This window comes from Variovorax boronicumulans NBRC 103145 (genome assembly GCF_001591345.1).
GTDB lineage: Bacteria > Pseudomonadota > Gammaproteobacteria > Burkholderiales > Burkholderiaceae_C > Variovorax > Variovorax boronicumulans.
Genome location: NZ_BCUS01000166.1, coordinates 1 through 10,965 on the forward strand (window position 1 = coordinate 1; position 10,965 = coordinate 10,965).

Annotated in this window: 11 protein-coding genes; 2 read left to right on the forward strand and 9 right to left on the reverse strand. The window is 70.2% G+C overall.

Going from position 1 to position 10,965, the window contains the following annotated elements; genetic code table 11:
* Nucleotides 1-97: 97 nt before the first annotated feature.
* Nucleotides 98-877: an enoyl-CoA hydratase gene (locus VBO01S_RS28955; RefSeq protein WP_062481985.1), complete on the reverse strand. Its 780-nt coding sequence runs from the start codon at nt 875-877 to the stop codon at nt 98-100.
* 133 nt (nt 878-1,010) lie between these two features.
* On the opposite strand from VBO01S_RS28955, the gene VBO01S_RS28960 reads away from it, so the two are divergent.
* The gene (locus VBO01S_RS28960) at nt 1,011-1,619 is read left to right on the forward strand and encodes a DUF2325 domain-containing protein (RefSeq protein ID WP_082818339.1); all 609 of its coding nucleotides are present in this window, start codon (nt 1,011-1,013) and stop codon (nt 1,617-1,619) included.
* 10 nt (nt 1,620-1,629) lie between these two features.
* Here the strand turns inward: VBO01S_RS28960 and VBO01S_RS28965 are convergent, their stop codons facing one another.
* Genes VBO01S_RS28965 through VBO01S_RS28975 form a run of 3 tightly spaced genes read right to left on the reverse strand, consistent with a single transcriptional unit; the run spans nt 1,630 to nt 5,381 of the window.
* Nucleotides 1,630-3,483: a M61 family metallopeptidase gene (locus VBO01S_RS28965; protein ID WP_062481988.1), complete on the reverse strand. Its 1,854-nt coding sequence runs from the start codon at nt 3,481-3,483 to the stop codon at nt 1,630-1,632.
* Between the two features lie 4 nt (nt 3,484-3,487).
* On the reverse strand, nt 3,488-4,207 hold the full coding sequence (locus VBO01S_RS28970; RefSeq protein ID WP_062481991.1) for a DsbC family protein: 720 nt from the start codon (nt 4,205-4,207) through the stop codon (nt 3,488-3,490).
* A 46-nt stretch (nt 4,208-4,253) separates the two neighbouring features.
* Nucleotides 4,254-5,381 (reverse strand): FAD-dependent monooxygenase, encoded by a 1,128-nt coding sequence (locus tag VBO01S_RS28975; protein ID WP_062481994.1) that lies wholly within the window; start codon nt 5,379-5,381, stop codon nt 4,254-4,256.
* 88 nt (nt 5,382-5,469) lie between these two features.
* On the opposite strand from VBO01S_RS28975, the gene VBO01S_RS28980 reads away from it, so the two are divergent.
* Nucleotides 5,470-6,354 carry an MOSC domain-containing protein gene (locus VBO01S_RS28980; RefSeq protein ID WP_062481997.1) on the forward strand — a complete coding sequence of 295 codons (885 nt, stop codon included), beginning with the start codon at nt 5,470-5,472 and terminating at the stop codon, nt 6,352-6,354.
* Between the two features lie 339 nt (nt 6,355-6,693).
* Here the strand turns inward: VBO01S_RS28980 and rbsD are convergent, their stop codons facing one another.
* The 5 genes from rbsD to VBO01S_RS29005 all read right to left on the reverse strand — a co-directional run.
* On the reverse strand, nt 6,694-7,089 hold the full coding sequence (gene rbsD / locus VBO01S_RS28985) for a D-ribose pyranase (protein WP_062482000.1): 396 nt from the start codon (nt 7,087-7,089) through the stop codon (nt 6,694-6,696).
* Nucleotides 7,086-8,045, reverse strand: coding sequence for a ribokinase (rbsK, locus tag VBO01S_RS28990; protein WP_062482003.1), 960 nt, complete (start codon nt 8,043-8,045; stop codon nt 7,086-7,088). Before rbsK ends, rbsD begins: the two co-directional genes overlap by 4 nt.
* Entirely contained in the window at nt 8,042-9,121 is a 1,080-nt protein-coding gene (locus tag VBO01S_RS28995) for a LacI family DNA-binding transcriptional regulator (RefSeq protein ID WP_062482006.1), read from the reverse strand. Before VBO01S_RS28995 ends, rbsK begins: the two co-directional genes overlap by 4 nt.
* Nucleotides 9,122-9,147: 26 nt before the next feature.
* The gene (locus tag VBO01S_RS29000) at nt 9,148-10,152 is read right to left on the reverse strand and encodes an ABC transporter permease (protein ID WP_062482008.1); all 1,005 of its coding nucleotides are present in this window, start codon (nt 10,150-10,152) and stop codon (nt 9,148-9,150) included.
* A 5-nt stretch (nt 10,153-10,157) separates the two neighbouring features.
* Nucleotides 10,158-10,965: ATP-binding cassette domain-containing protein (locus VBO01S_RS29005; RefSeq protein ID WP_157627489.1), on the reverse strand; the 808-nt coding region annotated here is incomplete at its 5' end.

The window sequence follows — 10,965 nt, forward strand, 5'->3', positions numbered from 1 at the left end:
GCCGGCGCAGGCGCTCGAGGCGCTGCGCACGGCGCTGTCGCGAGCCCGCTGACGGCGACCGCTGCTGCGGCCGCCGGGCCCGCGGCGATCTGGCGGATCAGGCGTTCTTGAAATCCGGCTGGCGCTTGGCCAGGAAGGCGTCCATACCTTCCTTCTGGTCCTGCGTGGCGAACAGCGCGTGGAACAGGCGGCGTTCGAACATCACACCGTCGCTCAGGCCGCTCTCGAAGGCGCGGTTGACCGACTCCTTGGCCGCCATCACGGCGATCTGCGAGAAGCCCGCGATGATCAGCGCGGCGCCCAGCGCTTCGTCGGCCAGCTTCTCGAACGGCACCACGCGGCTCACGAGGCCCGCGCGCTCGGCTTCGGCGGCGTCCATCATGCGGGCGGTGAGCGCCATGTCCATGGCCTTGCTCTTGCCCACCGCGCGCGGCAGGCGCTGCGTGCCGCCGGCGCCGGGGATCACGCCGATCTTGATCTCGGGCTGGCCGAACTTGGCGTTGTCGGCCGCGATGATGAAGTCGCACATCATCGCGAGCTCGCAGCCGCCGCCCAATGCGAAACCGCTCACGGCCGCGATGACGGGCTTGCGGATCGAGCGGATGGTTTCCCAGTTGCGCGTGATGTAGTCGCCCTTGTAGGTGTCGATGAAGCTGTACTTGGCCATCGCCGCGATGTCGGCGCCGGCCGCGAAGGCGCGCTCGCTGCCCGTGAGGATGATGCAGCCGATGGCGTCGTCGGCGTCGAAGGCCTTGAGCGCCTGGCCCAGCTCGGTCATCAGCGCGTCGTTCAGCGCATTGAGGGCCTTGGGGCGGTTGAGGGTGATGATGCCGACCTTGCCTGCTTCGGTCCGCACGTCGATGTTTTCGTAGCTCATGGTGTCGCTGTCTCCGGGGGAGGTGGGGAAAAAAACGCGTCCCACTATACCCAGCCAGGCTTCGGGCCCGCTGACGCGCGGGTGTTTCATTTGAGAATTGTTCTCATCTAGAATGGCCGCCATGGACTTCCCGATGCAAGAACATGCCGTGTTGCTGCGGGCCTATGCCCGGGTGCAGGAGCGTTGCTCGCGCCTGCTGATGGAGCAGGCCGCCCGGGTCGAGCGGCTCGAGGCGCAGATCGTGCGGTTGCGCGGCGCACTGGTGGCGCGCGACTCGGCGATTGCCATCGTGCGCGAAGAGCTGGCGGCGCGCGCGGCCAAGGGCAGCGCCTTGCCCCAGCGCCTGCATGCGCTGCTGGCGCCAGGCGGCCGGCGTCACCATGCCTTGCCGCCGGGGCCGCAGGTGCCGGCCGACCTGCGGGCCAAGTCGGTGCTGTGCGTGGGCCGTTCGGAAGCGGCGCCCGAGGCGCCTTCGCTGGCGCGCCAGCTCGTGGAGATTGCCGGCGGCCATTACCTGCACCACGACGGCGGCGACGAGGCCGACGACCCCGCGGCGCTCGAAGCAGGCCTGCGCGCCGCCGACCTCGTGATCTGCCAGACCGGCTGCGTCAGCCACGGCGCCTACTGGCGCGTGCAGGACCACTGCCGCCGCACCGGCAAGCCCTGCGTGCTGGTGGGCGAGCCGCAGCCGATGCTGTTCGTGCGGCCGCCGCTGGCGGTGGCCGTCGATCACCCGGCCTGAACGGAAGAAATCAAGGCTTGGCGGCGAGCCAAGCCGTGATCTTGGCCGCGTCGTGCGAGAACAGCCGCCACGTGGTCGAGCCCGTCGGCAGCGTGAGTGGCAGGCGCAGCAGCCGGCGGTCGCGCGCGACGAGGGCGGTGCACTTGGTGGCATCACCGAGGTACAGCGCCAGGTCGTCGAGCTTGGTGAGGCGCCAGGCTTGCGCGGGTTGCGCCGCGCCCTTGCGGCCACCGATGGCCGGCAGCTCGATGCCGATCCATTCGTCGCTGGCCGAGAAACCGGCCTTTTCGGCGGCACCGCCGCGCAGCACCACCTTGATCTGCACGCTGCCGCCGCTTTCGGCCACGCGCAGGCCGAGCGCCTGCGCGGGTTGCGAGGGGTCGTCGAGCGTGGCCACGCCGTGCGCGCGCAGCAAATCGGCCAGCGGGAGTTCGTCGGTCGAATGCACCCAGCGCGCGAGTTCGGGGGCGTACGAGCGTCCGCCCACGGCTTCGAGCGCGGCGGCAATGTCGGCCTCGCTGATCGGGCCGCCGTTGCTGTGCGTCCAGAGGTGGCGCATCACGTCGTCGAGCGTGCCCTTGCCTTCCTGGCGCAGCGTGAGGTCGAAGCACAGCGCCACCAGCGCACCCTTGGTGTAGTAGCTGACGGTGCTGTTGGGCGTCTGCTCGTCCTGGCGGTAGTACTTGACCCAGGCGTCGAAGCTCGCGTCGGCCACCGGCTGCACCAGCCGGCCGGGCGTCTGCAGCACCTGGTTGATGGTCTTGTTGAGCAGGCGCAGGTAGGCCGCGTCGTCGATGCGGCCGGCGCGGCGCAGCAGCAGGTCGTCGTAGTAGCTCGTGAAGCCTTCGAAGAACCACAGCAGCTGCGTGTAGTTCTCGCGGCTGTAGTCGTAGCTGGCGAACTCCGCCGGGCGCATGCGCTTGACGTTCCAGGTGTGGAAGTACTCGTGGCTGATGAGGCCCAGCAGCGTGGTGTAGCCCTCGGGCTGCTTCTTCTTTTCGCCGCGCAGCGGCAGGTCGCGGCGGTTGCAGATGAGCGCGGTGGAGTGGCGGTGCTCGAGCCCGCCGTAGCCGTCGTCCACCGCATTGAGCATGAACACGTAGCGGTCGATCGGCAGCTTGGGGCCGCCCCGCTTGCCGGCCTTGTCGCCGTGCCAGAAGCGGATCTCCGCTTCGCAGATGGCCTTGGTGTCGGCGATGAGGCGCTCGCCGTCGAACGAGGCCGCGGCGCCCGCGATCACGAAGCGGTGCGGCACGCCGCAGGCCTCGAACTCGGCGCTCCAGAAGGCGCCCATCTCGACCGGGCTGTCGGCCAGTTCGTCATACCCGGCGGCGCGGTAGCTGCCGAAGCCGTGCTTGTCGGCCTTCGTCGGCACGAGCGCGGTGGCGCACGACCAGCGCGCGGCGTCGGCCGGCAGCGCGGGCGGCACGATCTCCAGCGCGTGCGGCGCCTCGGTCTGGCCCTCGACACGCAGGCAGACGCTGGTGCCGTTGAAGAAGCCGCGCGTGGCGTCGAGCCAGGCGGTGCGCACCGAGTTGTCATAGGCGCACACCTGGTAGTGCAGCACCAGCGGCTGGCCCGGCACGCAGCCGATCTGCCAGCTGCACTTGTCCAGCTGCGTCAGCACCGGCTTGCGGCGGCCCTGCGTGGCGCGCAGGCCCTGCAGGTTCTTGGCGAACTCGCGCACGAGGTAGCTGCCCGGAATCCACACCGGCAGCGCCACGCGCTGCTGCGCGGCGGGCGCGGCGATGGTCAGCGTGACGGCGAACAGGCGCGCATGCAGGTCGGCGCACTCGACGCGGCAATGCACGGCGGGCGTGGCGGTGGCTGCGGCCGTGCGCCGGGAAGTCGAGGTGGTCGCCATCGGATCAGTTGGCGGCGGCGAGCTGCTTCTCGACCTGCTCGGCGGGAATCGCGCCCGGGACGCGGCTGCCATCGGTGAAGATCAGCGTGGGCGTGCCGGTGATGTTGTACTTGCGGCCGAATTCCACGTTGCGCTCCAGCGCCGTCACGTTGCAGCTGGTGCCTGCGGCGGCGGGCTTGACGCTGCTTTCCATCCAGTCGGCCCAGGCCTTGCCCGGGTCCTTGCTGCACCAGATGTCGCGCGACTTGGCGGTCGAATCGGGGCCGAGCACGGGGTACAGGAACATGTAGACGGTCACGTTGTCGACCTTCTTCATGTCCTTTTCGAAGCGCTTGCAGTAGCCGCAGTTCGGGTCTTCGAAGACCGCGACCTTGCGCTTGCCGTTGCCGCGCACGATCTTGATGGCGTCTTTCAGCGGCAGCTTGTCGAAGGCGACGGCGGTGAGCTTCTCGACGCGCTCCTCGGTGAGGTTGCGGCGGGTCTTGGCGTCGATCAGGTTGCCCTGCAGCAGGTAGTTACCCTGTTCGTCGGTGTAGAGCAGCTGGCTGCCGCCCACGCGCACTTCGTACAGGCCCGGCACGGGCGTCTTGGTGACTTCCTCGATGGGCGGCAGCTGCGGGATGTGCGTCGGCAGGTTCTTGCGGATCTCGGCCTCGCCCGCGCCGGCGGTGGAGAGCGTGAGCAGCGCGCAGGCGGCGACGAGAAGGTGGCGGACGAAGGTCATCGGGAAGGTTTCGGGAAAAAGGTGGAGGGCTGGAGGGCGCGGGGCGTCAGGACTTCAGGCCCATGGCTTGCGCGGTGATCCAGTGCTTCACGAAGCGCGTGCGGTCGAAACCGCGCATGCCCCAGTTGCGCAACGCAGGAAGTGGACCCAGGTTGTGCGAGAAAAGTTGCTGCAATCCGTCGGTGGCCAGGCTCATCTGCAGCACGTCGGCGCGGCGGGCGCGTTCGTAGCGGCGCAGCAGGCGGGCGTCGCCCACGCTGCGCCAGTAGTCGCGGGTGCGGATCACGTCGGCCAGCGCGGCTGCGTCGGCCAGGCCGAGGTTCAGGCCCTGGCCCGCCAGCGGGTGCACCGTGTGGGCGGCGTCGCCCGCGAGCACCCACGACTGGGTGGGATAGCCGGGCATCGTGCCGGACCAGCGGTCGGCGATGGCGCGCGACAGCGGCCACACGGCGCGTTCGCTCGTGAGCCGCAGCGAGCCCAGCTCGCCGTGGCTGGCTTCGCTCACGGCGGCGCTGAATTCGTCGGCGCCTTGCGCAACCAGCTCGGGCACGCGCAGCTGGTCGACCGACCACACCAGCGCGAGCGTCTTGCCGTGCACGCCGCCCAGCGGCAGCAGGGCGAACACCTCGCCGCGGTCGTTGAACCACTGGCGCGCGATGCCGTCGTGCGTGTGCGCGGCCTCGAGCCGCGCGGCAATGGCGTGCTGCGGGTAGCGCGTGACCTCGTAGCTCACGCCCAGCGCCGCGCGCGAGGCGCTGGCCTTGCCTTCGCAGACCACCGTGAGCGGCGCGGCCACGGGCTCGGTCACCACGTCGATCAGGGGCTGGAAGCGCACCGCGTCGGCCAGTTGCTGTTCGAGCGCGGGCACGTCGACGATCCAGGCCAGCGCCTCGACCTTCTGGCGCGCGGCGCTGAACTGCACGCGGCCGCCGTCGTCGCCATGCACCTGCATCTCGTGCACCGGCGTGGCATGGGCCGTGTCGGGCCAGGCGCGCAGCGATTCGAGCAGGGTGCGGGACGCCGCGTTGAGCGCGTACGCCCGGATGTCTTCCTTGCCCGCGGGGGCCGGCGGCACCACCAGCGCGACACGCACGCGTTCGCGCGCCAGCAGCAGCGCCAGCGTGCGGCCGACGATGCCGGCGCCGCGGATACAAACTTCGGGAGAAAGGGCCATCGGATGATTGTAGGAGTTGCCTCGCGCGCGGGCGCCGATACCCGTTCATGCGGGAGAATGGCCAGCGATTTCAAAGGAACCCCCCACCGTGTCGCAGCCGTCCGCTTTCGATCTCCAGGCCACCATCGCCCGCCTGTTCGTGTACCCCGTCAAGTCGTGCGCCGGCGTCGAGCTCGACGAGATGCTGCTCACCGAAACCGGCCTGGAGTTCGACCGCGCCTGGATGGTGGTCGATGCGCAGGGCGAGTTCGTCACCCAGCGGCAACTGCCGCGCATGGCGCTCATCCAGCCGCAGATGAAGCACACCGAGGTCGTGCTGCGCGCGCCCGGCATGCTGGCGCTGCACCTGGCCTTCGACCGCGTCGAGCAGCCGGTGCGCGTGCGCGTGTGGAAGGACGAAGTCGCTGCCTACGACATGGGCGACATCGCCGCCCAGTGGTTCAGCGACTTTCTTTCGGAGCCCGGCAAGCCGCAGACGCTGCGCCTGGTGCGCTTCGACCCCGAGCACCAGCGCCTGTCGAGCCTGAAGTGGACCGACGGCGTCGAGGCACTGAACCAGTTCGCCGACGGCTTCCCGCTCTTGGTGGCCAGCGAAGGCTCGATCGCCGAGCTCAACGAGCGCCTGGCAGCGGCGGGCCACGGCCCGGTCGGCATCGAGCGCTTCCGCCCGAACATCGTGCTGGCCGGCATCGAGTCGCACGACGAAGACAGGGTCGACGCGCTGCACGTCTCCACCGGCGAAGGCGAGGCCGAGCTGCGCCCGGTCAAGCCCTGCACGCGCTGCCCCATTCCCGACATCGACCCGGCCACCGCGCTCAGCAGCCCCGAGGTCGGCGACATGCTGCGCACCTACCGCGCCGACGCGCGCGTGGACGGCGGCATCACCTTCGGCATGAACTGCATCGTGGTGCAGGGCGTGGAGCACATGCTCAAGGTGGGGCAGTCCGTCGGCGCGAACTACCGCTTCGAGTGAAGGGCATGCCGCACGCCTGAGTGGTGTGCGGTCAACTCGGGGTGCATGCACAGGACACCGGGTACTCCCCTCCGCGAATGTCCCCCGCCTTCGGCTCCTCCTTGATTTCGCTGCGGGGAGCACCCGATGCCCTGCGCACGAGGGCACGCTCTGCGTTTGCGGGCGATCAACGACTGCTGCGAACAACGCTCACGCTGATGGGGTACCTTGCGCAGCGAAATCAAGGGGGAGGCCGCAGGCCGGAGGACATTCGCGGAGCAAGGTGCCCTGTCGGCGGGAGCGCGCCCTGAACAATGCCCGATCTGACCCCAGACAGACCGTGGGCAGTCGCTCAGAGCCTCAGAACTTCACGCCGGCGATCAGGATGATGTTCGCGTAGGGCGTGCATTCGCCCGTGCGCACGATGGCGCGGGCCTTCGCGCTGCGGCGCTTGAATTCTTCGTGCGACACCGTCTGCGGTGCGATGCCCAGCGTCTGCGGGTACCAGCCTGGCAGCGCCTTCGCATCGCCTTGCAGCGCTTCGTCGGCCACGACGATGGCCTCGACCTGCATCTCGGACAGCACCGCCTTCAGCACATCGCTGATCCCCGGCACGCCGCGCGCCACGGCCAGGTCGATGCGGCGCGGGCCGTCGGGAATCGGCAGGCCGGCGTCGCCGATCACCAGCATGTCGCCGTGGCCCATCGAGGCGATCACGTGGGAGAGTTCGGCGTGCAGCAGGGGAGAGCGTTTCACAGCGTGATCCAGTCGGGGGGCAGGGGGCTGCGCAGCACGGCGTCGCGCAGCGGAATGGAGGGTTGGGCGCCGGGCTGCTGGATGCACAGCGCGGCAGCGCGGATGCCCAGGCGCACGGCCTCGTCGAAGGACTGGCCTTCGCCCAGCGCCACGGCGAGCGCGCCCAGGAATGTGTCGCCGGCGGCGGTGGTGTCGACCGCCTGCACCTTCGGCGCGGGATGGTGGCGCGCGCCGTCGGCGTCGATGGCCACGGCGCCGCGCGAACCCAGCGTCACGACCACGCGGGCGATGCCGCGCGCGCGCAGCGCCTGACCGGCCTGCGCTGCTTCTTCGGGGCTGTCGGCGTTCTGGCCTGACAGGGTCTGCGCCTCGATCTCGTTGACCACCAGCGTGTCGATGCGGGGCCAGAGCGCCTCGGCGATGGCTTGCGCCGGAGAGGGGTTGAGCATCACTGCGCAGCCCGCGTCGTGCGCGGCGTTGATGGCGCGTGTCACCTGGTCCATCGGGGTCTCGAACTGCGCGACGAGGAAGGCCGCGCCCTGCACCTGCTGCGTCAGCGAGGCCTCGTCGATGGCGACGCGCGCGTTGGCGCCGGGAATCATCACGATGCGGTTCTGGCCGCTGTCTTCCACGAGGATCAGCGCCGTGCCGGTCGGCTCGTCGGCCACGGTGCGCAGCGCGGCGGTGTCGATGCCGTCGCGCGCGAGCGCATCGCGCAGGGCCGCGCCATGCGCGTCGTCGCCCACGCAGCCGATCATCTGCACCTGCGCGCCTTCGCGCGCGCAGCTCACGGCCTGGTTGGCGCCCTTGCCACCGGGAATGGCGTCGATCGAGCGGCCCAGCAGGGTTTCGCCCGCGGCCGGCGCGTGCGGCACGCGCAGCACGATGTCCATGTTCAGGCTGCCGAGCACCACGATGCGCGGTGCCTTGGAGGAAGAAAGAGGCTGAAGGCTCACGAGGTGCGGGACTTGGAAGGTGTGGCGGTGGTGGAAGGGGCGGGCGTCACGCCGGTTTCGCGAAAACCCGCGTGGCGCGCGGTCGAGGCGCGCACGCGCAGCTCGGGCTGCAGCACGACCTTGCGGGCGTCGCGGCGCTTGCCGCCCATGCGCTCCAGCAGCATGTCGACCGCCAGCGCGCCGATGCGCTCCTTGGGCTGGGCCACGGTGGTGAGCGGCGGGCTGGTGTAGGCCGACAGTTCGATGTCGTCGAAGCCCACGATGGACAGTTCGTCGGGCACGCGCACGCCGCTTTCATGCGCGGCGCGCAGCGCGCCGATGGCCATCAGGTCGTTGCACACGAACACGGCCGAAGGCTTCTGCTCGGTGCGCAGGATGGCGTGCATCGCCTCGTAGCCGCCCTGGCTGGTGAAGCCGCCGCGCCACAGCAGCGCGTCGGCGTTCGGCGGTGAGCCGGTTTCCGCCAGCGCCATGCGCCAGCCTTCGATGCGCTGCTCGCTCGAGGTCACGCCCAGCGGCCCGCCGATGCAGGCGATGCGCTTGTGGCCCAGCGACAGCAGGTGCCGCACCGCGAGCAGGCCGCCCTGCATGTGGGCGGTTTCCACCAGGTCGCAGGCCGGGTCGGCGATCTCGCGGTCGACCAGCACGGTGGGAATGCGCAGGCCGCGCAGCTGGGTGGCGAGCGAGTCGTCTTCGTCGGCGCCGGTCGACACCACGATGAGCCCGTCGATGCGGCGCTCGGCCAGCACCTGCAGGTACACGCTCTGGCGCCGGGGCTCGTCGTCGGTGTTGCACAGCACCAGCGTGTAGCCGGCGCCGAAGCAGCGGTCTTCCACGATGCGCACGATCTCGGCGAAGTAGGGGTTCGAGCTGTTGGGAATGAGCATGCCCAGCGTCGAGGTGGTGTTGCTCTTGAGGCTGCGCGCCATCGCGTTGGGCACGTAGCCCAGCTCGCGAATCGCCAGCTCGACGCGCTCGCGCACCTTGGCGCTCACGTGGCGCGTGTCGTTGACGACGTGCGACACGGTGGTGACGGAAACGCCCGCCTGGAGTGCGACGTCCTTGATGGTGGCCATGGTTTTCTTTGGGTTCCGATTGAGGCTCAGGCCAGTCGACGATCCGCCCGGCGCTGGCGCAGGGTGTCGATGATGACGGCCACCACGATCACCGCGCCCGTGATGATGCGCTTGCTTGGTTCGCTCGCGCCCACCTGCGCCAGGCCGGCCTCGAGCACCGCGATGATCAGCACGCCGAAGAAGGTGTTGACCACCGAGCCGCGCCCGCCCATGAGGCTGGTGCCGCCGATGACCACGGCCGCGATCACCTGCAGCTCGATGCCCACGCCCGCGTTCGGGTCGGCCGCTTCGAGGCGGGCCGACTGCATCAGGCCCGCGAGCCCAGCCAGCAGGCCGGTCACGGCGAACACGATGATGCGGATCGGCCGCGGGTCGATGCCCGCCAGGCGCATGGCTTCCTCGTTGGTGCCGATGCCCACGACATGGCGGCCGAACACGGAGCGCGTGAGCACCAGCTGCCCCACGGCCACCAGCACCACGGCGAGCACGAAGGCGGCCGAGATGCCGCCGATCCATGGCGCGGCCAGGCCCGAGATGGCGTCGCCCACGTACTGCGTGCGCGAGTCGGTGACCAGGTAGGCGCCGCCGCGCACGGCTTCGAGCATGCCCAGCGAGACGATGAAGCTCGGCAGCCGCCACGCGACCGACACCGCGCCCGTCACCGTGCCGCAGATGAGGCCGGTGGCCAGGCCCAGCAGTGCGGCCAGCGGCACCGAGAGCTTCCATTCGAGGATGGCGGCGGCCGTGACGGCCGCGCTCAGCGCGAGCACCGAGCCCACCGACAGGTCGATGCCCGCGATGATCAGCACGAAGGTCATGCCCACCGCCATCACGGCCAGCGCCGGGATTTCGTTGGCGATGGAGATGAAGGTCTCGCGCGTGAGGAAGTATTCGCTCATCGAGCCGAAGAGCGCAATCATGCCCAGCAGCACGACCGTCAGGCCCAGGTAGGTGCCGAGCTGGCCCTTGAGCGCGGACGGCGGCTTGCCGGCGGCGGCGGAAGCAGGAGAAGAGGGAGAGGCTGCGTTCATGGTCGTCAGGCGTCGGCGGAAGTCGGGGCGGATGCGGAAGGGGCGGAATCCGCCGGGGAACCGGGCACGCGGCCCGTGGCGTCGCTGAAGGCGGCGGCGAGCAGCGATTGTTCGCTCCACTCGCCGCGTTCGAACACAGCGACCAGCCGGCCGGCGCTCATCACGCCGATGCGGTCGCACATGGCCATCAGCTCGCGCAGGTCGCTGGACACCATCAGGAGCGCCTTGCCGGCGTCGGTCATGCGGTCGAGCTCGGCGTACAGGTCGGCGCGCGCGCCCACGTCCACGCCGCGCGTGGGTTCGTCCAGCAGCAGCACCTTGCATTCGCGGTGCAGCCAGCGCGCGAAGACCACCTTCTGCTGGTTGCCGCCGCTGAGCGTGGACACGGGTTGTTCGATGCTGCGCGAGCGGATGCGCAGCAGCTCGACCAGCCGGCGCGCAATCTGGCGCTCCTTGGCGCGGCGCAGCCAGCCGGCGTGCGAGATGGCGCCGAGGTCGCTCAGCGTGGCGTTGACGCGGATCGGCTGCGTGAGCAGCAGGCCCTGCGACTTGCGGTCTTCGGTGACGAGGCCGATGCCCGCGCGAATGGCCTGCATCGGCGAGCGCCAGCCCTTGCGCGCATGACGCACGGGCTGCGCGGCCGGCGTGCCGTCGTGCAGCACGACCTCGCCGCGGTCGGCGCGGTCGGCGCCGAACAGCAGCCGCACGAGCTCGGTGCGGCCCGAGCCGACCAGGCCGGCCAGGCCCATGACTTCGCCCGCGCGCAGTTCGAGATCGACGTCGCGCACCACCTGCGCCCGGCCGATGCCGCGC

Coding starts and splice junctions, on each gene's coding strand:
- VBO01S_RS28975 (WP_062481994.1), bottom strand. CDS start 5,381: ATGGCCCTTTCTCCCGAAGTTTGTATCCGCGGCGCCGGCATCGTCGGC.
- VBO01S_RS28970 (WP_062481991.1), bottom strand. CDS start 4,207: ATGACCTTCGTCCGCCACCTTCTCGTCGCCGCCTGCGCGCTGCTCACG.
- VBO01S_RS28960 (WP_082818339.1), top strand. CDS start 1,011: ATGCAAGAACATGCCGTGTTGCTGCGGGCCTATGCCCGGGTGCAGGAG.
- VBO01S_RS28995 (WP_062482006.1), bottom strand. CDS start 9,121: ATGGCCACCATCAAGGACGTCGCACTCCAGGCGGGCGTTTCCGTCACC.
- VBO01S_RS29000 (WP_062482008.1), bottom strand. CDS start 10,152: ATGAACGCAGCCTCTCCCTCTTCTCCTGCTTCCGCCGCCGCCGGCAAG.
- VBO01S_RS28965 (WP_062481988.1), bottom strand. CDS start 3,483: ATGGCGACCACCTCGACTTCCCGGCGCACGGCCGCAGCCACCGCCACG.
- VBO01S_RS28955 (WP_062481985.1), bottom strand. CDS start 877: ATGAGCTACGAAAACATCGACGTGCGGACCGAAGCAGGCAAGGTCGGC.